The organism is Paraburkholderia sp. J11-2 (genome assembly GCF_905220185.1).
Lineage (GTDB): Bacteria > Pseudomonadota > Gammaproteobacteria > Burkholderiales > Burkholderiaceae > Paraburkholderia.
In genome coordinates, this window is record NZ_CAJMYY010000037.1 from 1 (window position 1) to 23,579 (window position 23,579).

The following is a 23,579-nucleotide window of genomic DNA, read 5'->3' on the forward strand; positions in this document are numbered from 1 at the left end:
ATCGCATCGCGCAAGCATAAACAAAAAAGGCGGGGTATCCCCGCCTTCGGCACATCATACGGAAACCCGCACCTCCACCTCCGCGCGCGCCAGCAAGCCGCTGCAACGCGGCGAAAGATGCGCGAATACGACCCGCTTGCCCGCGCGCTCGTAGCGCCCCTGCACCGCTTCGAGCGCGGCGATCGCCGAATGGTCCGCCACATGCAGATGCGCGCAGTCGATCGTGACGTGCGCGGGATCGCTCTGCGGATCAAACAACATCTGGAAGTGCGTGGCCGAGGCGAAGAACAGCGTACCGCGCGGCACGTACACGCGCTCGCCCGCAGCGGTGTCGCGTGTCTCGCAGCGGAACTCGCGCGCATGCTGCCACGCAAAATTGAGCGAGGCGATCACGATGCCGCAAAGCACCGCCGTCGCGAGATCCGTGCACACGGTGATGATTGTGACCGCAACGATCACCACGGCGTCGTTGCGCGGCACCTTGTGCAGCACGCGCAGCGAGCCCCAAGCGAAGGTTTGCGCAGCCACCACGAACATCACGCCCACCAGCGCCGCGAGTGGAATGCGCTCGATCAGCGGCGAAAGGAAAAGAATATAGAGCAGGATCATTACGCCGCTCGTCACGCCCGAGATGCGTGCGCGACCGCCCGAGCCGAGATTGATGACCGTCTGGCCGATCATCGCGCAGCCGCCCATCGCGCCGAACAGGCCCGAAGCGACGTTGGCCGCGCCGAGCGCCACGCACTCGCGGTTGGGGCGGCCGCGCGTGGCCGTCACGTCGTCGGTGAGGTTGAGCGTGAGGAGCGTCTCCAGCAGCCCCACCATCGCCATCAGTACCGCGTAGGGCAGCACGATCTTCAGCGTGGCGAGGTCGAACGGCACGGCGGGCAGCGCAAACGTGGGCAGGCCGCCTGCAATGTGCGCCATGTCGCCGAGCGTGCGCACCGGCAGGTGCAGCCACTGCGCGGCAAGCCCCACACCAACGATCGCCACGAGCGCGGGCGGCGCGGCCTTCGTCACGCGCGGCAGCACGTACACGATCGCCATGGTGAGCGCAACGAGCCCCGCCATCAGCGCGAGCGCCGGGCCGTGCATCCACTGCGGCCCCTGCGGGCCGGGCACCTTGAAGTGCTCGAACTGTGCGCGCGCAATGATGATCGCGAGGCCATTGACGAAGCCGAGCATCACCGGATGCGGCACCATGCGAATCAGCTTGCCCAGGCGCAACGCCCCGAACAGCACCATGACGATACCGCTCAGCACGACCGTGGCAAACAGATACTGCGGGCCATGCTGAACCACGAGCGCGACGATCACCACGGCCATCGACCCCGCCGCGCCCGAAATCATCCCGGGCCGGCCGCCGAACAGCGCCGTGATCGTACAGATGAAAAATGCGCCGTACAGGCCCGCGAGCGGATTGACGCGCGCGACGAGCGCGAAGGCAATGCACTCGGGCACGAGCGCAAACGACGATGTGATGCCCGCGAGCAGTTCGCTACGCAGCGACGAAAAGCGGGAAGAGCGGCGCGAGCCGGAACGGTCGGATTCCATGAAGCGTTAGGGATTTGCGGCAGATTGGCTGGATGTCGTTACCACGCCCCACGCGGCGCGTGGGCTCGAAAGGCGGCGGGGAAAGCTCGGCGCGCGAAGCGGCGGTGTGGCGCCGCTTTCAGGAGGCCCGTGCAGGCGCACGCGCGCCATGGCACGGTCCGGACGGACGAAAGGGCGCATCCTAGCATGATTGCCGTACGGTCGCCGGCGAGCGCGCGGGTTGCGGGTAGCAAACACGGGCCGTCTTGAAGCGCCGCTCGCAGACGAAATCGACGAATACGCGCAGGCGTGACGGTCACGCCCGCAATGCCTCACGCAGTCCCGTTAGCTGTGCGCGCACCGAATTTCGCCCGGTATGCGCTCGGGCTCGTCAGCGCGATGCGCCTGAAGTGCCGCCGCATCGATTCTTCGGAACCGAATCCCGCAAGCTCGGCAATGCGTGCGATGGCGAGGCGAGGCCGGGACTCGAGCAGATCGCGCGCAACCGCCACGCGCTCACGCAAGACCCACTCATACGGCCCCATGCCCGTTGCCTCCTGAAACTGCCGTTGCAGCGTTCGTGGGCTCATGGAGGCCCTGGCGGCCAACGACTCGACACTGTGCTCACGCTTCGGATTCGCCCGCACCCAGTCCATCAGTTGCGCGAGACGGCTGGCCTCGTCGGGCGGCATGGGGCGCGGGACGAACTGTGCCTGTCCGCCTTCGCGATGCGGCGCGACCACGAGCCGCTGCGCCACGCGATTGGCGACCGCAGGGCCATGATCCCGCCGCACGAGGTGAAGCAGCATGTCGAGCCCGGCAGCAGAGCCCGCCGAAGTCAGAATCTGCCCCTCGTCGACGTACAGCGCCTGCGGCTCCACGATGACGCGCGGATAGCGCTGCTGCAGACGCTCGGCGTAGCGCCAATGCGTCGTCACGCGTTTGCCGTCCAGCACCCCCGCGGCGGCAAGCACGAACACTCCGGAACAGATCGAGCAAAGACGGGCGCCGCGCGCGTAGGCCGCACTCAGCTTCTTGAGCAGCGCCTTGGGCGGCAACTCGTCCGCTTCGCGCCAGCCCGGTATGACGATGGTCTGCGCCCGATCGAGCATCGCGAGCGTATAAGGCGCCTGCACCGTGATGCCGCCGGCAGCGCGAAGCGGCCCGCGCTCGAGCGCGCACACGGCGAAGCGATACCAGTCGACGTCCAGCTCCGGCCGCTCGAGTGCGAAAAATTCCGTCACGCAGCCGAATTCGAAGGTACACAGCTTGTCGTAGGCGAGCGCGACGACAAGATGATCGGTGGATTCATTCATGGCGCAATGTTACCGGAGATTGGCAATCGCGCCACTGGCTCGTCATGCAGCCTGCCTCGCACAATGGATGCCATCTCAACTCGCCACTCAGGAGCCGTATTCATGTCGACCGTATCCGCCATTCCTGCCGCCGGCAGCGCCCAAGCGCTCACGCATTTCACCGCGTCGCTGTGTTTTGAAACCGACTGCTCCGATGTGCATGCCGCACTCGCGGGCAACGAACCGCCGGATTTCGTTCTGCTCGACGTTCGTGGTCCCGCGCTCTATGCAGCCGGCCATGTGCCCGGCGCGGTCAACCTGCCGCACGGGAAGATCGTCGCGTCGAAGCTCGCGGCCTGGCCTGCCGAAACGTTGTTCGTGACGTACTGCGCCGGTCCGCATTGCAATGGGGCAACGCGTGGTGCGATCCGGCTCGCGCAGTTGGGAAGGCCCGTCAAGGTGATGATCGGCGGTATAACGGGTTGGCTCGACGAAGGCTTCGAGCTGGCTGTCGACGAGGCGGGATAAGCGCCTGCCGCACAGTGGCAAAGTGCGTCGCGCTTACTTGCAGGGAAACGTTCCGACCAGCGCCTTGTAGATAAGGGCCGCGGTCGGCTCGAGAACATGATCGAGGTTGCGCTTCATCCATGCCGTCACGGCGGCGAGCTGGTCCTTGCGGCTGATATTCGGCGGCACACAGTACCGTGGCCGCTGCTTGTCGACGAGGGACTGCACCAGCACGCCGTTCGTGTAGCCGGCGTAATACATGACGCAAGCGTCGACATTCTCGGGCTTCTGGCATACGCCGAGGAAGACGTCGCCCTGATCGATCGTGGGGACCTGGTTCTGTGACGGTGCCGGGGCCGGGGCCGGAGCCTGGACCTGTGCCGCAGTCGCCGCGGTCTGGGCCGTCTGTGGAAACGGAGTCTGCGCAAGCGCGCTGCCGGCGCACAGCACATTGGCGAGTACGAATCCTGCGAGGGTGAGCTTTTTCATTTCGGGGTAGGACCTATGCATGGGAAAAATCCAGCCGCGCAGCATAACGTCAGGCTGGTTGCATCAGGTTGTCCCTCGTCAGCGTTTCACTTCATTGCCCCGCGCCATCCCCCGCCGGATTCGCACTCTCGCGCAAACAATCCAGCGCCAGCCCCACGGCCGCGCGGCTCACGCTGTCACGCCGCCAGTACATGGCCACCGCGCCCGAACTGCCAAGCGGCATCGGCATGGCAAGCACGCGCAGCACGTTGAGCCGCTCGAAGCGCACGGCCGCGCGATGCGAGGCCACGCCGATCAGGCGCGTCTGGTTCAGCAGCGTCACATTGAGCATCGACGAATTCGATTCCACGGTGTGACGCGGCATGCTGCGCCCAGCCGCCGCGAGCGCCGTTTCGAGCGCCGTGCGAATGGGCGTGCCCGCCGGCCAGACGATCCACGCGTACTCGAACAAATCGGGCCAGTCCAGCTTGCGGCGTTTCGCTAGCGGATGCCCGAGCCCCACGACGAAGTTCACGGGGTCGCGATAGAGCGTCTCCATTTCGAGCGTCGGGTCGACCTGCGCATTGGCCGCGCGTCCCACTACGACGTCGAGGTCCCCGTGCACGAGCGCCGGCATCATGAGGTTCATCGTGCTTTCCACGAGCCGCACCTGCGCGCGCGGCATCGTCTCAATGAGCCGCGCGACCGCGAGCGGCACCGTGTCCGCCGCCGACACGCCCGACGTGCCAATCGAGATCAGCCCGCTGCCGCCCTCGCGCAGCGCGTCCATGTCGTCGCGCGCGCTGTCGAGGTGGCCCTCGATGCGCCGCGCGTGCTCGATCAGCGCCTCGCCATAGGGCGTGGGCCGCAGGCCGCGCGCGTGGCGCTCGAACAGCGGCAAGCCGATGTCGGCTTCGAGGTCCTTGAGCCACTTTGAGAGCGCCGGCTGTGTGGTGTTGAGCGCTTCGGCCGACTGGCTCAGATTGCCGGTCTGCGCCACGGAAAGCAGCATCTGCAGGTGCCGCAAACGCAGGCGATGTGTCCAGTCCATGTGTCCCCCGCCTAGCTATATCCAAAAACATATGGATAAGAAGAATTTGTGATTTTACCGGATATGGCTTGCTGACTTATAAATTCGTTCAGCGGCAATGGAAACGAACGCAGCACCGACAAATACACCGGAACACAGGAGACTCGCATGTCCAGCATGTCAGCCAACGCAGTCACGCCCGAACGCGCGGCCTACTACGCGCAGATCGCGCGCAGCGGCATGTCGCCGCTTTGGGAGTCGCTGCACGCCCTCGTGCCGAAGTCGCCGCGCCCGCAGGCCCTGCCCGCGATCTGGAAGTACGCGCAACTGCGCGAACTCGTCATGCAGGCGGGCTCGGTCATCAGCGCCGAAGAGGCGATCCGGCGCGTGCTCGTGCTTGAAAACCCCGGACTGCCAGGCAAATCGAGCCTGACGCCCAACCTCTACGCCGGCCTGCAGCTGATCCTGCCCGGCGAGATCGCGCCGAGCCATCGCCATACGCAATCGGCGCTTCGCTTCATCGTCGAAGGCAAAGGCGCGTGGACAGCCGTGAACGGCGAGCGCACCACCATGCACCCCGGCGACTTCATCATCACGCCCTCGTGGACCTGGCACGATCATGGCAATCCGTCGGTCGAGGAAGGCGGCGAGCCTGTGGTGTGGCTCGACGGTCTGGATATTCCGCTGATCGCGCATCTCGACGCGGGCTTCGCCGAAAATTACCCCGAGGCCACGCAGCCCGTCGCGCGCCCCGAAGGCGACAGCTTCGCGCGCTTTGGCCACAACATGCTGCCCGTGCGCCATACGGTGAGTGATCCGACTTCGCCGATCTTCAGCTACCCGTATGCGCGCAGCCGCGAAGCGCTAGAGACGCTCTACCGCAACGGCGAACTCGACAACTGGGACGGCGTGAAGCTGCGCTACGTGAATCCGGCCACGGGCGGCTGGCCCATGCCCACCATGGCGACCTTCATGCAGTTCTTGCCTGCGGGCTTCAAGGGTAAGACCTACCGCAGCACCGATTCGACCGTCTATTGCGTGGTGGAAGGCCACGGCGCGGTGCGCGTCGGCGAGGAGCGCTTCACGTTCGACCCGCACGACGTGTTCGTCGCGCCTTCATGGGTGCCGGTGCAACTCGAAGCACAAAGCGACGCCGTGCTCTTCAGCTATTCCGATCGCCCTGTGCTCGCCGCGCTCAATCTGCTGCGCGAGGAACGCATCGGCTAACGCCTTTGTGGCAAGCGCGTGTCCGATTCGATACGGGCTTACCCATTAATTCGCAATCCATATCAATCTAGTCACTCTCCCAAAGAGCAACCATCATGGCATTCGTTTTTCAGCCCGAGGCGCCCGTCGCCCTTGCCGTTGCCGGCTCGACCGATCAGTTCGCCGTACGCCGCGTGTATTGCGTGGGCCGCAACTACGCCGCGCATGCGCGCGAAATGGGCTTCGACCCGGACCGCGAGCCGCCCTTCTTCTTCTGCAAGCCCGATAACGCCATCGTGCCCGTGGCCTATGGGCAAACGCTCGAACTCCCGTATCCCGCGCAAACGCAGAACTACCACTACGAGGCCGAACTCGTGGCGGTGATCGGCAAGGCAGGCTCGGACATCGCCCTGGAAGATGCGCTCTCGCACGTGTGGGGCTACGCCGTGGGCCTCGACATGACGCGCCGCGACCTGCAGATGAAGATGCGCGAAATGGGCCGCCCCTGGGAGATCGGCAAGGCGTTCGATCTATCCGCGCCGGTGGGGCCCGTGCATCCGGCAAGCGTCGCGGGCCACTTCGACAACGCGGGCCTGTGGCTCACCGTGAACGGCGAAACGAAACAGAAGAGCGATGTCTCTCACCTCATCTGGTCGGTGGCCGAAACGGTTTCGTATCTCTCGAAGTTCTTCCGCCTCGAACCGGGCGATGTGATCTTCACCGGCACGCCCGAAGGCGTGGGCCCCGTGAAAGCCGGCGACACCATGAAGGTGGGCGTCGAACGCCTGGGCGAGCTGACCGTCAAGGTGGTTTGAAGCGCAGCCGTTTTACAGGAAAGTCCATCGTGCAGCTCTACAGCTTCTTCAATAGCTCGACTTCGTACCGCGTGCGCATCGCGTTGCGGCTCAAGGGCGTCGAGCATGACTATCTCGGCGTGAACATCCGCACCGGCGAGCATCGCGCGCCGGACTATGTCGAGCACATCAACGCTTCGGCGGCGGTGCCGGCGATCGTCGAAGGCGACCTCCATCTTGGCCAGTCGCTCGCCATCATCGACTGGCTCGACGCGCGCTATCCGGAGCCGCGCCTGATTCCGGCCCAGGCGCAAGCGCGTGCGCGCGTGCTTGAACTCGCGTATCTGATTGGCTGCGATATCCATCCGGTCAACAACCTGCGCGTGCTCAAGTATCTGCAGGACGTGCTGGACGTCACGCAGGAACAAAAGAACGCGTGGTATCGCCACTGGATCGCAGAAGGCATGGCGGGCGTCGAGCGCCTGCTCGCGCAAGCGGCAACGGTGCACGATGGACCATGGTGCTTCGGCGCGGCGCCGACACTGGCCGACTGCTGCCTCGTGCCGCAAATCGCCAATGCGCTTCGTATGGGCTGCGACCTCTCAGCCTATGAACGCAGCATGGCTGTGTATCGGCACGCTAGCGAGCACCCCGCATTCGCAGCGGCCGAGCCTCAGCGTCAGCCCGATTACACCCGCTAGCCACGCGCCTCAAACAAATCATTCAGGAGACAAGACATGCATACCTCTAACGGCAGGCGCAGCGCGATCGTGGTGGGCGGCGGTATCGGCGGACTGGCCGCGGCGCTCGCGCTCGCGCGGGCCGACGTTCGTGTGCTGCTGCTCGAGCAGGCGCCGCAGATCGGCGAGATCGGCGCGGGCATCCAGCTCGGCCCCAATGCCTTCACGGCGCTCGACGCACTCGGCGCGGGCGAGGCTGCGCGCAATCGCGCGGTATTCACTGACTCGCTCACGCTCATGGACGCGACCAACGCCAAGCCCGTTGCGCGCATCGAAACGGGCGAGCGCTTTCGCGAGCGCTTTGGCAATCCGTATGGCGTGATTCATCGCGCGGACATTCATCTGTCGATTCTCGAAGCGGTGAAAGACAACCCGCTCATCCAGTTCCGCACCGACACGCAAATCAAATCGCTCGAACAAAACGAGTCAGGTGTCACCGTGATCGATCAGCATGGCGAGCGCTACAGCGCCGACGCCGTGATCGGCTGCGACGGCGTGAAGTCCGCGGTGCGCGCGGCGTTGATCGGCGACGAGCCGCGCGTGACGGGCCACGTGGTCTACCGCGCCGTGGTCGACGTGGACAACATGCCGAAGGATCTGCAGATCAACGCGCCCGTGGTGTGGGCGGGGCCGCACTGCCACCTCGTGCACTACCCGTTGCGCGGCGGCCGCCAGTACAACCTCGTCGTGACCTTCCACAGCCGTGAGCAGGAAGTCTGGGGCGTGCGCGACGGCAGCAAGGAGGAGGTTCTTTCGTACTTCCAGGGAATCGACGCCCTGCCGCGCCAGATGCTCGACCGGCCCACGTCGTGGAAGCGTTGGGCCACGGCCGACCGCGACCCGGTCGAACAATGGAGCTTCGGGCGCGCCACGATACTCGGCGACGCCGCGCACCCGATGACGCAGTACATGGCGCAGGGCGCCTGCCAGGCGCTCGAAGACGCGGTCACTTTGGGCGTTGCCGTCAAGGCAGCCGATGGCGATTTCGTCGAGGCATTCAAGCGCTATGAAGCGGCGCGCATTCCGCGCACGGCGCGTGTGCTCTACTCCGCGCGCGAAATGGGCCGCATCTACCACGCGAAGGGCGTGGAGCGTCTGGTGCGCAATGCGCTGTGGGTGGGCCGCACCCAGGACCAGTTCTACGACTCGCTGCAATGGCTCTACGGCTGGCGCGCCGAGAACTGCCTCGACACCGGCTCGGCGTAAAAGCTAGCGCGCGAAGTACATGTCGTGAAGCTCATCCACGTTCACGTCCTTCGCGCGCGCAGCGAACGTGACCTTGCCGCCCTGCATGAGATACACCTGATCGGCCAGGCGCAACGCCATGTTGGTGTTCTGCTCCACCAGTACGATGGTGCGCCCCGCAGCCTTGAGGCGTTCGAGAATCGCGAACACTTCCTGCACCATGACGGGCGCAAGCCCAAGCGAAGGCTCGTCGATCAGCATGAGTTGCGGCGACGACATGAGCCCGCGCCCCAGCGCCAGCATCTGCGCCTGACCACCCGAAAGCGTGCCGGCGGGCAGCGCCCGGCGCTCCTTGAGCAACGGAAACAGCGCGTAGACCTCTTCGAGCTGCGATTTCGCACCAGCGCGCCGCGTTTTCGCGAACGCGCCCAGCATCAGGTTCTCCTCGATCGACATGTCGCGGAAGATCATGCGCCCTTCGGGCACCATCGCAATGCCGCGCTGCGCCATGTCCCACGTAGGCACGCCCGCGAGCGGCGCGCCGTCGAAGGTGATCTGACCGCGCTCGAGCGGCACGAGCCCCATGATCGCGCGCAGCAGCGTGGTCTTGCCTGCGCCGTTCGGGCCCACGATGGTCGTGACTTCCCCGCTCACAATATTGAGCGAAACGTCCCACAACACGTTGATCGCGCCATAGCCTGCGCGGGCGCTGCTGACTTCAAGCATGGGCGGCCTCCCCCGTATAGCTGCGCACGACTTCCGGATCGCGGAACACATCGGCGGGCGGGCCGTCGGCGATCAGCTTGCCGAAGTTGAGCACGCACACGCGGCGGCACAGGTTCATCACGGTTTCGATATCGTGCTCGATGATCAGGATGCCTACGTTGTAACGCTCGTGCACCGCCAGCAGCGTTTGCATGAAGCGGCGTTTGGTAGCGGTCTCGAGGCCGCCCAGAACCTCGTCGAGCAGCAGCAGCTTCGGCCCCGTGGCAAGCGCCTTCGCCACTTCCAGCGCCTTGAGTTCGGTCAGCGCGAGTTCCGTGGCCGCGTCGCGCTGCGCCTTGCCCTCGAGACCCATGAAAGCGAGGATCTCGTCGATGCGCGCCTCGTCCACGCGCCCGGTGCCGAAGCGTTGCGCGACGATCAGGTTCTCGCGCACCGTAAGCTCATGCATGGGCTGCGGCACCTGGAACGTCCGCCCGATGCCAAGGCGCGCGCGGCGATAAAGCGGCGACTTCAGAAGATCGACGTCGCCGAAGCGGATCGAGCCGCTCGTGGGCCGCACGAGCCCTGAAATCGCGTTGAAGAGCGTGGTCTTGCCTGCGCCGTTCGGGCCAACCAGACCCACCACGTCGTGCGTGCCGAGCGACAGCGAAACACCGTTGACTGCCGTGATCCCGCCAAAACGGATCGATACGTCCTGCAAGCGCAGTTCCGCTGCCTGGTCAGCTTGCTGCATAAACACCTCGCCGGGTACGTTTGAAGCGCAGCGCGGTCAGACCCGCGGGGCTCACGATGATCATTGCCACGAGCAGGATGCCCAGCACGATCTGGTGCCCCGTTGGCAGCAGGCTCTTGAGCACGAGTTGATCCACGAGATAAACCGTCACCGCGCCCACCAGCGGCCCGAGTATGGTGCGATAGCCGCCGCAGATCGCCGCGATGATCGGCACGACGGCCCAGCTCGCATTGAACGCGTAGTCGGGTTCGAGAAAGTTGATGTAGTGCGCGTTGAACGCACCGACGAGCCCCGTCATCAGCGCCGAGAGCATCAGCATGGCGAGTTTGAGCATCACGCTGTTCACGCCCACCACGCGCGTGGCGTCCTCCGACTCGTGCATGGCGCGCAGCGCGAGTCCCACGTGGCTGCCGCGCAGCCGCGCGTAAATCGCGGCGAACACGAGCACGAGCGTGAGCACGACGAGATAGCCGCCGCTCTTGCTGCCGAAGTCGAAGCCCGCGACCTTCGGCAGCCCCGGAATGCTCGAGAGACCGCTCGCGCCGCCGGTGAGATCGGACCATTCGGTCGCGATGATGCGGAAGATTTGCGCATACGCGAGGATGGCGAGCGCGAAGTACGGTCCCTTCAGGCGCAGCGCGGGCGCCATGGCGAGCGAGGCGATTGCGGCTCCCACACCGCCCGCGAGCATCGCGGGAAACACGGGCCAGCCGGCCTTCAGCGTAAGAAGTGCGGAAATATACGAACCCACGCCAAAAAACGCCGCGTGCCCAAAGCTCACCATGCCGCCGAGGTTGCCGAGCAGCGCCCACGCCAGCGCCACGCCGGCGATCGTGAGCGAGGCCACCGCGAGACTCATGAGATACAGGTTCTGCCCGAACACGAGCGGCACGCCCGCGTAGAGCACGACCAGCACCACGGTGAGCACGGCCACGCGCGGGCCGGACCCGGCCGTTGTGGTTTTCGATGTCGACATCGTTCTCATCCCCTTCGTTTCGCCACGCCGAACAAGCCGTTCGGCAGCACGTAGAGCACGAGCAGGAACAGCAACATGCCCGCGAGTTCCTGCAGCGCCGAACTGGCGAGCGTGACAGTGAGCGCCTCGGTAATGCCGAGCAGCATCGCGCCCGCCAGCACGCCAGGAATCGAACCCACGCCCGCGAGCACGGTGATGATGAACGCCTTGACGGTCAGCGCCTCGCCAATGGAAGGCTGGATTGCGCTCGACGCGTAGATCGACACGCCCGCGCACGAAGCGAGCAGCCCCGCGACGACGAACGAGATCAGTTCGGTCTTGCGCGGGTCGATGCCCATCAGGCGCGCCGCGTCGCGGTTGCTGGAGATCGCGCGCACGGCGCGGCCATACCACGAACGCGAGAGCCACCACCAGAGCGTGAGCATCAACACGACGCTGATGCCGAACGAGAGCACTTCGCTGCGCATGGAAAGCAGGCTGCCGAGCATCACGCTGTCCTGCAGCCATGCGCTGCCGGTCGAGCGCACGTCGGCGCCCCAGCCGAGCAGCACGGCATTGGTCAGGACGATGCCGATGCCGTAGGTGAGGATCAGTGAGTTCAGCTCGCGGTCGCGCTTGATGCGGCTCACGAGATACCACGCAGCCGCCGCGGCCACGCAGACCACGGGAATCGCCACCGGAATCGCGAACACAGGATTGAGACCGAGCTTCGTCTCGAACGTGTAGGCGATATAGGCGGCCAGCAGCACCAGTTCGCCGTGGGCGAGATTGATGATGCGCATCGAGCCGAACACCAGCGCGAGCCCCAGCGCGACGAGCGCATACGCGCCGCCCACGAGCACGCCCGAATACAGCGATTGCAGCAACAGGTCCGTCATCGCGGCTCCTCCTTCGTTGCGCGCGCAATTACCACGGCAGCGCGGGGTAGTTCAGCTTGCCGGTGGCGCGCTCCTTCGGCCACACGAGCACGATGCGATTGCCCTGGATCTGCGCCATGTTGTTCAGGAACGCGGGGTTGTCGCCGTTCGGCGCGAAGCTCACCTTGCCGATCAACGTGTCGTGCGGCTTCGCGCGCAGTTCGGCGGCAATGCCGTCCTGCTTGAGCGTGCCCGCATCGGCCGCGCGCGCCATGGCATCGAACAGCAGACGCGATTGCACATAGGCGAATTCGGCCAGGTAGTCCGGTTCCTTGTGATATGCAGCCTGATACGCCTGCACGAAAGCCTTGCCGTCCGCCGTGCCGAAGTCCGCGGGGTACGGCAGCATCGCGCAGCCGATCACGTTGTTCACGAGGTCCGGGTAGTCGGTGGTCATCTTCGGCGTGACGATGGACCACGCGCCCATCACGGCTTTCAGTTGCGGGCGCAACACCTTGGCGGCGCGCAGAATGCCGATATAGTCGTTCTCGTACGCGATCATCAGCAGCACTACAGGTTTGTCCTGCAGTCGCACCTTGTTCACGAGCGGCTTGAAGTCGGTCATCGCCGGGTCGAACGCGTGCACGGTCACCGTCACGCCCTGAGCGCGCAGTTGCGTGGAGACTTCGTTGCTAAGATCGGTGGTGGCCTGTTTCGTCGAGGCGACAATCGAAACCGACTTCACGCCCATGGCGTTCAACTGCCCCACCACGGCCTTCGAATAGCCCGATGCGGGTCCGATGCGGAAAAAATGCTTGAGGCCGCGCGAGGTCATCGCACTGTCTACGGCGCCCGAGGTGATATAGACGACGCCGGCCTTGTCGGCCGCTTCAGAAGCCGGGCTCACCGAATTGGAGCCGTAGCCCCCCGTAATGGCGAGCACGCCTTGTGAGGCGAGCTGTTCCACCGCGGAAACAGCTTTCGCGGGCTGTGCCTCGTCGTCGACCACGGTGAGCGCCACTTTATGTTTGCCGCTGCCCTTGTTGAAGAGATCGGCGGCGAGGCGAATGCCTTCGAGCTGCGCGTTGCCTGCGCGCGCCATCGACCCGGTCAGCGGCAACTCCACGCCCACGGGCAGCGTGTCGGCAAATGCGGCGGGCGTGTGGGCGAGCAGCGCGCAGGCGCTGGCCGCCCCCGCGCCGATGCGAAAGAGCGCGCGCACGAGGGCGCGCGGCTTGCTGCGAGTAGCGAAGCGGACCATCGAACCTCCAAACCTTAGTCTCGGTGATAGGTAGCGGCGCCGTTCATACGCGGCGCTCGCCCTGTTTCGTTGTTCTATGTTTTGCTTACCACGGCACGCCCGGGTAGACCGCCTTCGCCGTTGCGTAGTTGGCGGGCCATACGAGCGCGAGCTTGCCGTCGTGCGCGAACTGGCCCATGTGCGCCACGTAGTTCGTGTTGTCGCCGCGCGCGTCGAACGCCACCTTGCCGAGGAACGTGTCGTCGCGCTGGGTGGCGCGCAACGTGTCGGCGAGACCGCCCTTGTCGAGCGTGCCGGCTTTCTGCGCGGAGGCGATCGCGTCGAAGAGCAGTTGCGCGTAGACGAACGACGTCTGCGACTGATAGTTCGAGGTGGTCTTGAAGAGCCGCTGGTAGGTATCGGAGAAGTCGCGCTGGTCCGCCGAGCGGTAGTCAGCCGGCGAGGACAGCACGGTCGCGCCGTATACGTTGGGCACGAGGTCGGGGAACGACTGCGCCATCTTCGGGCTCGCGAACGCCCACGGCGCCGCAATCGCCTTCAGGTCGGGCTTGAGCACGCGCGAGGCGCGCAGTATGCCCACGTAATCGTTTTCGTAGCCGAGCATCGCCATGGCGTCAGGCTTGTCCTGCAGCTTGACCTTGTTGATGAGCGGCTTGAAGTCGCTGATCGAGGGATCGTAGGCATGCAGGAAAGTCTTCACGCCCTGCGCCTTGAGGGCGGTGTCGAGCTGCTTGGCTAAGTCGCTCGTCGCATCCTTCGTCGAGTAGAGGATCGCGACCGATTTCACGCCCAGCGTGTTGAAGAGACCCACCATGCCCTTCGTGTAGCCGGGCGTGTTGCTCACGCGAAAGAAGTTCTTCAGGCCGCGCGTGACCATGTCGTCGCTGGTGCCGCCCGAGGTCACGTAGACGAGCCCGGCCTTGTTCGCGGCTTCGGACGCCGGGCCGGCGCAGTTCGAATTGGCCGCGCCCGCAATCGCGACCACATGCTGCGAGGCGAGCTGTTCGACGGCGGCAACGGCCTTGGCCGGGTTCGATTCGTCGTCCACGGCGACGAGCGTGATCTTGTCCTGCGGATGGCGCCGGTTGTAAATGTCGGCCGCCACCTGGATGCCGCGGTACATCTCGGTGCCCGCCTGCGCGAGCGCGCCGGTGAGCGGCAGCTCCACGCCCACGCGCCATTCCGTTGCGTGCGCAAGCGACGGCGCGAGGGCGATGGCCAGTGCCGCCGCCAGCGCGCTGCACAGGCGCGCCTGCGCGGGCCGCACACGTGCGGATTTGCCGATGCCCGCGTGCTGCGCGCGCGTCTTGAGTCGCGTCATGTCTCCTCCTTTGCCTTCCGGGGCTTTTGTGTACTTTGGCGTGTTGCTGCGCGGCGGCCGTCTGATTCGCCTGTACGCGCCACTACTGGACAGGTGCCAGTGTGGTTCAGCCGGGCGGGGCCAACAATTCGTTTTCGGGAAAGCGGGCGTTCGGCTGGCTGGAAGTCGGCATTTGTCCCGATGCGTCGGCACGCGCAGCCGGCGGAGCCATTGAGGAGGGGCGAAAAAAAACCGCTGCACTCAGGCAGCGGTCTTGGGGAACGGCTCGGCGCACTACACAGGGTGTGCGCCGTCAAACGGACGGTCTATGGATGCGCTCAGGCCGGCGCGTTTTCAGTGGCCAGCTTCGAGACCATGCCGGTCTTGGCGTCGTAGGCATAGCCCTGTTGCTCCAGATGAGCGCTGACCGCTTCGACGACCACCTGCTGCTGGGCCTCCTTGCGCAGCAGGTCATGCTCCGGCGCGACCTGGCCCAGCTCGGCGGCAAGGCGGCGGCTCAGCGAGGCTTCGCCTGCGCTTCGGGCAAGGCCCACGATCGCCTTTTCGTTGGCTTGGGCCAGTTGCTGCTTCAGACCGTTTGCGTACTCGGACCAGCGCTTGATGTTCTCGCGTGCATCGGTAATCGCGGCGGCGTGCGTTGCCGTCTCGTGGGCAAGCTGGGCCTTCAGCGCCTCGACTTCTTCCGGGTCGGCGGCGGCCGTCACTGCCTCGGCTGCGCCCTCCGCCGCTTCGCTCGACGCCGCGGCATTGGCGAATTCGCCCAGCTCGGCCAGTTCGGTCGCGCGCTGCTGTGCGGCTTCGGCGCGCTCCTGCGCTTCGGTCAAGCTCGCCGTCAGACGTTCAATTTCGGAAGCGTCGGCCGTGCGCTCTTCGCTCAGGCTGGCGAGCTGCTGCTGGGCGTTCTGCAGTTCGGTTGCGGCGGCGTCGCGTTCGGCCTGCGCACCGGCGACCTGTTCGCGCTGGGCCGCGTGGGCTTCCTGCTCGGCCTGCAGCGCGGCGCGAATGGCCTCCAGTTCGCCTTCGAGCTTCGCAACGGCCTCTGCATGAGCCGCGTCCAGCGCGGCGCGCTCCGCTTCTTCATGTTCGGTCGAGACGGCAGGCTCGGCTTGCTCGGCCGCCTCCGCGGCTGCGGCTTCGCCTGCCGCGCCTTCGGCGGCCTGGCTCGCATGCGCCTCGCGCTCGGCTGCCAATTCGGCGACCGCGCGCTCAAGTTCCGCCTCGAGGGTCGAGACGCGCTCCGCCAGTTCCTCGGCGCGCTTTTCCGCTGCCTCGGCACGCTGCACCGCGCTCGCGATGTCTTCTTCCAGACCCGACCCGGCGTCGGTCTTCGTCTCGTAGGCACGCGTCATCTTGTCCAGCTGGACTTGCAGGGCGTCGAGCTCCTGGACGGTGGTCTGCAGCTCTTCGAGCGCATTGTCGCGTTCGTTGCAGGCGTCTTCGACGCGCTCGCGCATCGACTGCAGCCGGCGCGCCACGGCGCGCTCAGCCTCGTCCTGCGCCGAGGTCCACAGACGGTCGAGCGCGTCGCGCATCGTGTCCGTCACGGTTTCCGGCAACGCCGGGCGTTCCACGACCTGCTGCACGCGCGGGGCCCGCTCTTCGCGCCACTTGCGCAGCGACGCAGCGACTGCGACCACCGAGCCGGTATGCACTTCGGACCAGATGGCCATGGGAGAAACCTTCTGGCCCTCGTCGGCCATCCGTTCCGCGATTTCCGCAACCAGTTCGTCCGTGATCGTAATGCTGCTTGACATATCTGCCTCGAGAAAGTGCGAGCCCACCCCGCGTTTCTAGAGATTGTCAGCCAACCACCCCCCGGTTAATCGATGGAAAAGCCGGGTTTAAGGGGGGGTGTTCATGGAATTGCGGCGGCCGAAGCGCTTTCGCGTCAAACCGGCGCGGCCACCCGGAACGGCGCCGCCGGGGCAGTGACGGCGCCCGGCGCGCGCCCGTTTGGGTAGTCCAGGTCAGGCTGCCAGCGCCTTGCGGATCGCCGCCGAAAGCTCCGCCGGGGCGAACTTGGAGACGTAGCCATTCGCGCCCGCGTTGCGCGCGTGCGCCTCATTCGCGCTGCCCGAAAGCGACGAGTGGATGAGCACGGGAAGGTGCTTCAATCGCTGGTCCGCCTTGATCTTGCGCGTGAGCATAAAGCCGTCCATCTCGGGCATTTCGAGGTCGGTGATGACGAGCGACACCTTGTCACGAACCGGAATGCCCTCGTTCTGCGCGTCGGTGGCCATCTGCTGGAGGATCGTCCATGCGGCCTGGCCGTTGTGAGCAATCACGTGCGGCACTTCGAGCGCGGTGAGCGCCTGGCCGATCAGCGCACGGGCAAAGCCCGAGTCGTCGGCAGCGAGAATGCGGCCGCCCGCGAGGCGCACCGCTTCGCCCACGGCGTCGGCGCCCACTTCGGTATGCTGCTCGGGGAAGGCGTCGCGCATGATCTGCTCGACGTCGAGCAACTGCGCCAGACGCGCGTTCTCGGTGCCCGGATTGATGCGCGCCACGCCCGTCACGTAGCCCGTCGTGCCGCTCGACTCGGCGCTCAGCACCTCGCTCCATTCGAGCCGGACGATGTCCTCCACTTCCTCCACAGCGAACGCCTGCGTGCCGCGCGAAAACTCGGTCACGAGCAGAATGCCGGGCGGCTTCTCCGAGACAGAGCCGATCATCGAGCCGATATCGATCACCGGGATGATCTGGCCGCGAATATCCACCGCACCGGCCAGATGCTCGGGCGAGCCCGCTATGGGCGTGAGTTCGGGCATGGTCGCGATTTCGCGAATCTTGAAGACGTTGATGCCGTAAAGGCCGCGCGCCGCGCCCTTGCGCGCCGAACCCAGGCGAAAGAGGAGCAGTTCGAGCCGGTTATTGCTCGTCAGGGTGGTACGCTCATCCACGCCATGTTGTTGCATTGACTTCACTTTGTACTCCGTAATGTTCTGTCGCGAACCGGCTCGGGAACCGGTCATCCGGCTTGTCTCGGTGCGGGTCTCCGGCGCATGAGGGAGACAATTTGCAGCCGGCGAGTCGGACCTTAATGTCGGCGCGCGGCGACCCCGCGTCCATCGGCACGGCTGCTTTTTCACGTGACATCTGAGCTTTCCCCTACTAACGGCTCAAACGCGTCGAGCTTGAGGCGGTTTACGCGTTTATCTCGTTGTAAGTGACAGATCAACTGTCAAAAGCCGGCAATAACTTCGTTATCCAAATCAATTATTTGATTAGACAAATGGCTGCCCGATCATCGGGCAGCCAACGTGCGATCAGGCGAGCCGGGTTATGCCGCCGGCTTTGAAAACGCCAAAGTACTGGGTCCCGCATACCCAAGCAGCGCCGACACTTCCACCGCGCCGCGCGCGATCAGCGCCTTGAAGCGCTCCATGCCCGGCAAGCCGCGGCTTACCGGCGTGCCCATCACGAGCGCTGCGATCACCGCGCCCGATTCGTCGCGTATCGGCGCGGCAAAGCCCACCACATCGGCTGAGCTTTGCTCGACCGTGACGGCCACGCCGGTCTCGGCCACTTCCTTGAGAAGCGCCTTCAGCTCGCGCTTTTGCGTGCGCGTGACCGGCGTGTGGGCACGCAACTCGGCGGTGCGGAAATACTCGGTCTGCTGCGCCTCGCTCATCGCGGCCAGCAACACGCGCCCGCCCGAGGAGGAAAACAGCTCGCGCCGCTCGCCTATGCCCGCAATGAAGCGGATCGCGCTGCGGCTCTCCGCCGACATCACGTAGACCATGGAAGGCCGGTCGCTCGCGAGCTGACCGATCAGGATCGTTTCGCCCGCCTCGAGTGCGAGGCGCTCCATTACCGGGCGAGCGATTTCGGGAAAGCGCCGCTGCGCGACGATGGCCGCCCCGAGCTTGAAGGCTTCTACGCCAAGCGCGTATTTACCGCCGTTATGCGTGAGATAGTGCGCGTGCGTGAGCGCGCGCAGCAGCGCGAGCAGGCTCGTTTTCGGCGTGGCGCTCAAGTCCGCCAGTTCGGTGAGCGTGGCGCCCTGCGGATGGTCGGCGAGAATGCGCAGCACCTGCACGATGCGCGTAGTGGCCCGCGGCCCGGGCGACGCGGTGGATTCGGTGCCCGGTTCGCGGTCTTCGGGGTGGTGCGCCATGGATCGATTGACGGTTGAACGGTGCGAAAAATTATACATGCCGCCCTGCCCTCAAAAGAGAGGCGAACCGTCCATGACGGTATCGCCGTTGCCTGCTCAAACGGCTTCCTCATGCTCGCCGCGCGTGTGCACTCGCGCGCCAGTGGCGATCGCCCCGCTCGCGCACAACGTGTCGATGTGCGCCGCATCGAGCCCGAGTAGATCGCCGAGCAGCGAGTGCGTGTGCTCGCCGAGCAAGGGCGGCGGCACGTCGTATTGCACGGGCGTGGCCGACAGGCGCAGCGGACTCGCCACGCTCGGCGACGTGCCCGCCAGCGGATGCGCAATGCGGCGCACGGATTCACGCGCACGCGCATGCTCGGAGCCGAACGCCTGCGCCACGTCGTTGATCGGCCCGCACGGCACACCGCACGCTTCGAGCGCGGCGATCCACGCATCGCGCGTACGCGTGCGAAACGCCTTTTCGAGCACCGGCAGCAACAGCGCGCGATTCACGCTGCGCGCGCTGTTGGTCGCGAAGCGCGGGTCCGCCGCAAGTTCGTTCAGATCCATCGCGCCGCACAGCGAGCGGAACTGGCTGTCGTTGCCGCACGCGAGAATCAGATGACCGTCGCTCGCCGCGAAGGTCTGGTACGGCACGACGTTGGGATGCGCGTTGCCCAGGCGCCGCGGCACCTCGCCCGAGCAGAGGTAGTTCATCGACTGGTTCGCGAGCATCGCCAGCTGGCAGTCGAGCAGCGCAATGTCGATGTGCTGTCCGAGGCCGCTGCGCTGCCGCTCGATTACGGCGGCGAGCACGCCTGTCGTCGCATACATGCCGGCCATGAGATCCGTGACCGCCACGCCGACCTTCTGCGGACCGCCGCCGGGCGTTTCGTCGGGCTCGCCCGTCACGCTCATGAGGCCGCCCATGCCTTGAATGAGGAAGTCGTACCCCGCGCGGTGTGCGAGCGGCCCGCTCTGACCGAACCCCGTGACCGAGCAGTAGATGAGCGCGGGATTGAGCGCCGCGAGGCTCTCATAGTCGAGCCCGTACTTCTTCAGGCCGCCCACCTTGAAGTTCTCCACCAGCACGTCGCACTGACGCGCCAGTTCGCGAATCAGCGCGGCACCTTCGGGCGCGGCGATGTCCACCGCCATCGAAAGCTTGCCGCGGTTCGCACACTGGTAATACGCGCTCTCCACCGTGTCGCGTCCCGCTTCGTCACGCAGATAGGGCGGTCCCCACGCACGCGTTTCGTCACCCGGGCCGGGCCGTTCGATCTTGATCACCTGCGCGCCGAGATCGGCGAGATTCTGCGTACACCACGGCCCTGCCAGCACGCGGGAAAGATCGAGCACCCGTATGCCTTCCAGCGGGCGGCCGCGCTTTTGCTGCGCTTGTTGCCGTGCCTGCGTTTTCGTCGACTGCGATGGCGATGCTGCTTTCATCTGCTGCATGTGAAATGACCTCTGCCTGGAGTGCGGAACTGCACGTTCATGCGCGCGGCGCGCGCGCAATTTCATTCGAGCGGCTTGCCCGCCGTTTCGGGCATGCGCGTGTAAGCAACAAAACTCACGGCCGCGCCTGCGCACACGTAGGCGAGAAACCAGCCTTCGCGCTGCTGCGATTGCAGCCAGGTCATGAGATACGGCGTCGTGCCGCCGAGCAAGGCGACCACGAGGTTGTACGCGGCGCCAATGCCGATGCCACGCACCGCGGTCGAGAACAGCTCAGCCATGATCGCGGGCGCGATGGCCGAATAGAGTCCGTAAGTGAGCAGCCCGAAGCATTCGACGAGCAGCATCGACGTGATGCTCGGTCCGATCGCACGCACGACCGGATACAGGAACACGAGATAGGCCAGCGCGAACACCATCAATTGCGGACGCCGCCCGAAACGGTCCGACAACGCACCGAAAAACGGCTGCGCGATCATGAAGACGGCAATGCTGAGCGTGCTCGCCAGAAACGCGTCGGCCGGCGTTGCGCCCGCGTGGCGGATCGCGTAGATCGGCATGAAGCTGATGAAGAGGTAGAAGCTGAACGCACCCAGCACGCTAATGCCCACGAGGCGCAGGACAGCCGTGCGATGTTGCGTCCATGTCCACCACAGCGAGCGGCGCTCGATGCGGCCCGAACGGCGCAGCTGCTCGAACGCGTGCGTTTCGCCCACGTTGCGGCGCATCCAGAAGCCCGCGAGCGAGCCGCAGCCGCCGATGAAGAACGGAATACGCCAGCCCCACGCGACGAGCGCTTCCTTCGGCATGACGTTCGTCATCACACTGGCAAGCGCGGAAGCGAGCAGCAGGCCCGCCGCGATGCTGAAGAACAGGAAGCTGCCATACAGCCCGCGATGCTTCGCGGGCGCGGATTCCGCGAGGAACGTGGTGGCCGCGCCGTACTCGCCGCCGACCGAGAGGCCCTGCACCATGCGCAGCACCGTCATGAGCACCGGCGCGAGCACGCCGATGCTCGCATAGGTGGGCAGCACGGAGATCAGCAACGAGGAGCCCGCCATCATCATGATGGTGAGCGTGAGTGCGGCGCGCCGCCCGAAGCGGTCTGAAAAACCGCCGATCACCCAGCCGCCCAGCGGCCGCATGAAGAAGCCCACGGCGAATACGGCGAAGGTCGCGAGCAGCGAGGCCGTGTCGTTCTCGGCGGGGAAAAACTGTTTGCTGAAGTAGATCGCGAAGGTCGTGTACACCGACCAGTCGAACCACTCCACCACGTTGCCGACACTGCCGGCGAATATGACGCTGGCCGTGCGTCGCGGCACCGCTTCGGCTGCCGCGCCTGCCTGCGCGATTTCGGGGTTGGCGTTCATCCAGCTTGTCTCCTTGATTCCTGTTTTCAGGTTTATTCGAATCGTTCTGGCTGCTCGGCCGGTGGAACCGGTCACGGGTTCCGAATGTAGCACTGGATTCCGAATGTCGAACGAACGCTACGCCTGGCGTATACCCGCGAAACGCCCAATTTATAGTCTATTTCTCCTTGTAAACAATAGCTTATTGCACCTTCACAACTCGACCATGCTGTTCCGATATTCGAACAGTGTTGCCGATATCGAAACACGATTCTAGAATCGGAACACGATACCGGCGCAACGCGCCATCCAACACTGGAGGAAGACAGGCATGACGACACACGAGGACGCCCAACTGCTCGGACGCGGCTTCTACTGGCAGGAGCTGCAAGCGGGTCAGCGCTTTCGCACCTTCCGGCGCACGGTGACGGAAACCGATCTGGTCAATTTCATTTCGGCTACCGGCATGCTGGAGGCGATCTTCATCGACGCGCATTTCGAACACGGCGCCATGAGCGGCCGCCCCGTGCCGGGCGCACTCACGAGCGGCCTGATCGAAGGCTTGCTGTTTCAGACCATGGTGCAGGGCACCGGCCTCGCCATGCTCGAGTTTTCGATGAAGGCGCACGCGCCGGTCCTCGTCAACGACACGATTTACGGCGTGGTGGAAGTCGAGGAAGTGAAGCCCACCTCGAAGCACAATCGCGCCGTGGTCACGAGCCGCGTGGAAGTACTCAATCAGCGCGACGAACTCGTGCTCTCGTACACCGTCAAGCGCATGCTCGCCGGCCGCCCCGAATGAGCGCGCAAGCGCCCGACGACTTCGCACTGCCAGGAACTGCGCTGTAACGCGCAGCACGTTATGAACGACCCATTCGCACTCAGAACGATTCCCCCCGAAGACGAAGCCTTGCGCGCGCCGGTGCGCGCATTTCTCGCGCAAGCGCTCAAAGGCGTGCCGCCCGCCGTACGCGCGCGTTCGTGGCTAGGTTTCGACGCCAACTTCAGCCGCGAGCTCGCAGCGCAAGGCTGGCTGGGCCTCACGCTGCCGCGCGAATATGGCGGAGGCGGCCGCAGTCCGTTCGCGCGCTTCGTGCTCGTGGAAGAACTGCTCGCGGCCGGCGCGCCGGTTTCGGCTCACTGGATTGCCGACCGCCAAAGCGGCCCGCTCATCGCGCGCTACGGCACCGAAGCGCAGAAAGCGTTCTACTTGCCGCGCATCTGCAAGGCCGAAGCGTTTTTCTGCATCGGCATGAGTGAGCCGAACGCGGGCTCCGACCTCGCGAGCGTGCGCACGCGCGCCGAGCGCACGGCCACCGGCTGGCGCCTCTCGGGCCGCAAGATCTGGACGACGAACGCGCCGCATTCGCATTTCATGATTGCCCTCGTGCGCACCTCGGGCGTACCCGAAGACCGCCATCGTGGGCTTTCGCAACTGATCGTCGATTTATCGCTGCCAGGCGTGCATGTCGCGCCGATCCGCGACCTCGCCGGCGACGCGCATTTCTCCGAAGTCACGTTCGACGATGTCGAATTGCCCGAGAGCGCGCTGATCGGCACCGAAGGCGCAGGCTGGGAACAGGTCACCGCCGAACTGGCGTTCGAGCGTAGCGGCCCCGAGCGCATCTATTCGAGCATCGTGCTGCTTGAGGAATGGGCGCATACGCTGCGCGAAGCCGCGCGCGCAACCCGTACGCCGGTTGGCGAAAGCGAGCGCCGCACGCTCGGCGCGTTCGTGACCGAACTGGCCACGTTGCGAGCGATGTCCGTCGCCGTCACGGGCGCGCTTGCCGACGGCGCAAGCCCCGCCACCCAGGCCGCCCTCGTGAAGGACCTTGGCACCAGCTTCGAGCAGAGCGTGCCCACGCTGATCGGCGACGCGCTCGGCGCGCAACCGCAGCAAGCCGTGCCCCGCGAGCTTGCCGATACGCTGGACTACGTGACGAAGATCGCGCCGTCGTACTCGCTGCGCGGCGGCACGCGCGAGATCCTGCGCGGCATGATCGCGCGCGGCCTCGGGCTGCGCTAAACGAACGACGAA

At 65.5% G+C, this 23,579-nt stretch carries 22 protein-coding genes; 7 read left to right on the forward strand and 15 right to left on the reverse strand.

All coding sequences use genetic code 11. The features are described from left to right. Positions 1–54: 54 nt before the first annotated feature. Both U5A57_RS35785 and ftrA read right to left on the reverse strand, forming a co-directional pair. Positions 55–1,554, reverse strand: coding sequence for a SulP family inorganic anion transporter (locus U5A57_RS35785; protein ID WP_321916464.1), 1,500 nt, complete (start codon positions 1,552–1,554; stop codon positions 55–57). A 311-nt stretch (positions 1,555–1,865) separates the two neighbouring features. Further along, complete coding sequence (gene ftrA, locus U5A57_RS35790; RefSeq protein WP_321916466.1) at positions 1,866–2,849, reverse strand: transcriptional regulator FtrA; 984 nt, start codon at positions 2,847–2,849, stop codon at positions 1,866–1,868. Positions 2,850–2,951: 102 nt separating this feature from the next. Between ftrA and U5A57_RS35795 the strand changes: the two genes are divergently transcribed. Next, entirely contained in the window at positions 2,952–3,356 is a 405-nt protein-coding gene (locus tag U5A57_RS35795; protein WP_321916468.1) for a rhodanese-like domain-containing protein, read from the forward strand. Between the two features lie 33 nt (positions 3,357–3,389). Here the strand turns inward: U5A57_RS35795 and U5A57_RS35800 are convergent, their stop codons facing one another. Both U5A57_RS35800 and U5A57_RS35805 read right to left on the reverse strand, forming a co-directional pair. Beyond that, positions 3,390–3,824: a Rap1a/Tai family immunity protein gene (locus tag U5A57_RS35800; protein WP_321916471.1), complete on the reverse strand. Its 435-nt coding sequence runs from the start codon at positions 3,822–3,824 to the stop codon at positions 3,390–3,392. 91 nt (positions 3,825–3,915) lie between these two features. Beyond that, positions 3,916–4,854 carry a LysR substrate-binding domain-containing protein gene (locus tag U5A57_RS35805; RefSeq protein WP_321916473.1) on the reverse strand — a complete coding sequence of 313 codons (939 nt, stop codon included), beginning with the start codon at positions 4,852–4,854 and terminating at the stop codon, positions 3,916–3,918. Between the two features lie 156 nt (positions 4,855–5,010). On the opposite strand from U5A57_RS35805, the gene gtdA reads away from it, so the two are divergent. The 4 genes from gtdA to U5A57_RS35825 all read left to right on the forward strand — a co-directional run bounded on the left by gtdA (position 5,011) and on the right by U5A57_RS35825 (position 8,779). Then, the gene (gtdA, locus tag U5A57_RS35810; protein WP_321916564.1) at positions 5,011–6,060 is read left to right on the forward strand and encodes a gentisate 1,2-dioxygenase; all 1,050 of its coding nucleotides are present in this window, start codon (positions 5,011–5,013) and stop codon (positions 6,058–6,060) included. Positions 6,061–6,155: 95 nt separating this feature from the next. Continuing rightward, entirely contained in the window at positions 6,156–6,854 is a 699-nt protein-coding gene (locus tag U5A57_RS35815) for a fumarylacetoacetate hydrolase family protein (RefSeq protein WP_158762985.1), read from the forward strand. Positions 6,855–6,883: 29 nt separating this feature from the next. After that, positions 6,884–7,534, forward strand: a complete 651-nt coding sequence (gene maiA, locus U5A57_RS35820) for a maleylacetoacetate isomerase (protein WP_321916476.1) — start codon at positions 6,884–6,886, stop codon at positions 7,532–7,534. 36 nt (positions 7,535–7,570) lie between these two features. Then, positions 7,571–8,779 (forward strand): 3-hydroxybenzoate 6-monooxygenase, encoded by a 1,209-nt coding sequence (locus tag U5A57_RS35825; protein ID WP_321916478.1) that lies wholly within the window; start codon positions 7,571–7,573, stop codon positions 8,777–8,779. Positions 8,780–8,782: 3 nt separating this feature from the next. On the opposite strand, the gene U5A57_RS35830 is transcribed toward U5A57_RS35825, so the two are convergent. The 11 genes from U5A57_RS35830 to U5A57_RS35880 all read right to left on the reverse strand — a co-directional run bounded on the left by U5A57_RS35830 (position 8,783) and on the right by U5A57_RS35880 (position 21,559). Next, positions 8,783–9,484, reverse strand: a complete 702-nt coding sequence (locus U5A57_RS35830; protein WP_321916480.1) for an ABC transporter ATP-binding protein — start codon at positions 9,482–9,484, stop codon at positions 8,783–8,785. Next, positions 9,477–10,217, reverse strand: coding sequence for an ABC transporter ATP-binding protein (locus tag U5A57_RS35835; protein ID WP_321916482.1), 741 nt, complete (start codon positions 10,215–10,217; stop codon positions 9,477–9,479). The genes U5A57_RS35830 and U5A57_RS35835 overlap by 8 nt, the downstream gene beginning before the upstream one ends. Beyond that, a complete protein-coding gene (locus tag U5A57_RS35840; protein WP_321916484.1) occupies positions 10,204–11,193 on the reverse strand; it encodes a branched-chain amino acid ABC transporter permease in 990 nt (329 codons plus the stop codon). The genes U5A57_RS35835 and U5A57_RS35840 overlap by 14 nt, the downstream gene beginning before the upstream one ends. A gap of 5 nt (positions 11,194–11,198) precedes the next feature. After that, positions 11,199–12,071, reverse strand: a complete 873-nt coding sequence (locus U5A57_RS35845; RefSeq protein ID WP_321916486.1) for a branched-chain amino acid ABC transporter permease — start codon at positions 12,069–12,071, stop codon at positions 11,199–11,201. Between the two features lie 28 nt (positions 12,072–12,099). Continuing rightward, positions 12,100–13,311, reverse strand: coding sequence for an ABC transporter substrate-binding protein (locus tag U5A57_RS35850; RefSeq protein WP_321916488.1), 1,212 nt, complete (start codon positions 13,309–13,311; stop codon positions 12,100–12,102). Between the two features lie 85 nt (positions 13,312–13,396). Continuing rightward, positions 13,397–14,632 (reverse strand): ABC transporter substrate-binding protein, encoded by a 1,236-nt coding sequence (locus U5A57_RS35855; RefSeq protein WP_321916490.1) that lies wholly within the window; start codon positions 14,630–14,632, stop codon positions 13,397–13,399. Positions 14,633–14,949: 317 nt separating this feature from the next. Further along, positions 14,950–16,386: a DNA-binding protein gene (locus U5A57_RS35860; protein ID WP_321916491.1), complete on the reverse strand. Its 1,437-nt coding sequence runs from the start codon at positions 16,384–16,386 to the stop codon at positions 14,950–14,952. Between the two features lie 213 nt (positions 16,387–16,599). Beyond that, positions 16,600–17,547: a chemotaxis protein gene (locus U5A57_RS35865; protein WP_321916566.1), complete on the reverse strand. Its 948-nt coding sequence runs from the start codon at positions 17,545–17,547 to the stop codon at positions 16,600–16,602. 365 nt (positions 17,548–17,912) lie between these two features. Further along, positions 17,913–18,749 (reverse strand): IclR family transcriptional regulator, encoded by an 837-nt coding sequence (locus U5A57_RS35870; protein WP_321916493.1) that lies wholly within the window; start codon positions 18,747–18,749, stop codon positions 17,913–17,915. 96 nt (positions 18,750–18,845) lie between these two features. Further along, a complete protein-coding gene (locus tag U5A57_RS35875; protein WP_321949398.1) occupies positions 18,846–20,180 on the reverse strand; it encodes a CaiB/BaiF CoA-transferase family protein in 1,335 nt (444 codons plus the stop codon). Between the two features lie 71 nt (positions 20,181–20,251). Then, complete coding sequence (locus U5A57_RS35880) at positions 20,252–21,559, reverse strand: MFS transporter (protein ID WP_321916497.1); 1,308 nt, start codon at positions 21,557–21,559, stop codon at positions 20,252–20,254. Between the two features lie 310 nt (positions 21,560–21,869). Here U5A57_RS35880 and U5A57_RS35885 point away from each other — a divergent pair, with 310 nt between their 5' ends. Further along, positions 21,870–22,340 (forward strand): MaoC family dehydratase, encoded by a 471-nt coding sequence (locus tag U5A57_RS35885; RefSeq protein WP_233888092.1) that lies wholly within the window; start codon positions 21,870–21,872, stop codon positions 22,338–22,340. A 60-nt stretch (positions 22,341–22,400) separates the two neighbouring features. Next, complete coding sequence (locus tag U5A57_RS35890) at positions 22,401–23,567, forward strand: acyl-CoA dehydrogenase family protein (protein ID WP_321916501.1); 1,167 nt, start codon at positions 22,401–22,403, stop codon at positions 23,565–23,567. The last annotated feature ends 12 nt before the right edge of the window (positions 23,568–23,579 follow it).

Excerpts from the sequence above, each read along its gene's own strand:
- U5A57_RS35850 (WP_321916488.1), bottom strand. The coding sequence starts at position 13,311 with ATGGTCCGCTTCGCTACTCGCAGCAAGCCGCGCGCCCTCGTGCGCGCG.
- U5A57_RS35875 (WP_321949398.1), bottom strand. The coding sequence starts at position 20,180 with ATGAAAGCAGCATCGCCATCGCAGTCGACGAAAACGCAGGCACGGCAA.
- U5A57_RS35835 (WP_321916482.1), bottom strand. The coding sequence starts at position 10,217 with ATGCAGCAAGCTGACCAGGCAGCGGAACTGCGCTTGCAGGACGTATCG.
- U5A57_RS35815 (WP_158762985.1), top strand. The coding sequence starts at position 6,156 with ATGGCATTCGTTTTTCAGCCCGAGGCGCCCGTCGCCCTTGCCGTTGCC.
- U5A57_RS35885 (WP_233888092.1), top strand. The coding sequence starts at position 21,870 with ATGACGACACACGAGGACGCCCAACTGCTCGGACGCGGCTTCTACTGG.
- ftrA (WP_321916466.1), bottom strand. The coding sequence starts at position 2,849 with ATGAATGAATCCACCGATCATCTTGTCGTCGCGCTCGCCTACGACAAG.
- U5A57_RS35865 (WP_321916566.1), bottom strand. The coding sequence starts at position 17,547 with ATGCAACAACATGGCGTGGATGAGCGTACCACCCTGACGAGCAATAAC.
- U5A57_RS35785 (WP_321916464.1), bottom strand. The coding sequence starts at position 1,554 with ATGGAATCCGACCGTTCCGGCTCGCGCCGCTCTTCCCGCTTTTCGTCG.
- U5A57_RS35870 (WP_321916493.1), bottom strand. The coding sequence starts at position 18,749 with ATGGCGCACCACCCCGAAGACCGCGAACCGGGCACCGAATCCACCGCG.
- U5A57_RS35795 (WP_321916468.1), top strand. The coding sequence starts at position 2,952 with ATGTCGACCGTATCCGCCATTCCTGCCGCCGGCAGCGCCCAAGCGCTC.
- U5A57_RS35845 (WP_321916486.1), bottom strand. The coding sequence starts at position 12,071 with ATGACGGACCTGTTGCTGCAATCGCTGTATTCGGGCGTGCTCGTGGGC.
- U5A57_RS35805 (WP_321916473.1), bottom strand. The coding sequence starts at position 4,854 with ATGGACTGGACACATCGCCTGCGTTTGCGGCACCTGCAGATGCTGCTT.
- U5A57_RS35890 (WP_321916501.1), top strand. The coding sequence starts at position 22,401 with ATGAACGACCCATTCGCACTCAGAACGATTCCCCCCGAAGACGAAGCC.
- gtdA (WP_321916564.1), top strand. The coding sequence starts at position 5,011 with ATGTCAGCCAACGCAGTCACGCCCGAACGCGCGGCCTACTACGCGCAG.
- U5A57_RS35880 (WP_321916497.1), bottom strand. The coding sequence starts at position 21,559 with ATGAACGCCAACCCCGAAATCGCGCAGGCAGGCGCGGCAGCCGAAGCG.
- U5A57_RS35855 (WP_321916490.1), bottom strand. The coding sequence starts at position 14,632 with ATGACGCGACTCAAGACGCGCGCGCAGCACGCGGGCATCGGCAAATCC.
- U5A57_RS35800 (WP_321916471.1), bottom strand. The coding sequence starts at position 3,824 with ATGAAAAAGCTCACCCTCGCAGGATTCGTACTCGCCAATGTGCTGTGC.
- U5A57_RS35840 (WP_321916484.1), bottom strand. The coding sequence starts at position 11,193 with ATGTCGACATCGAAAACCACAACGGCCGGGTCCGGCCCGCGCGTGGCC.
- U5A57_RS35825 (WP_321916478.1), top strand. The coding sequence starts at position 7,571 with ATGCATACCTCTAACGGCAGGCGCAGCGCGATCGTGGTGGGCGGCGGT.
- U5A57_RS35830 (WP_321916480.1), bottom strand. The coding sequence starts at position 9,484 with ATGCTTGAAGTCAGCAGCGCCCGCGCAGGCTATGGCGCGATCAACGTG.
- U5A57_RS35860 (WP_321916491.1), bottom strand. The coding sequence starts at position 16,386 with ATGTCAAGCAGCATTACGATCACGGACGAACTGGTTGCGGAAATCGCG.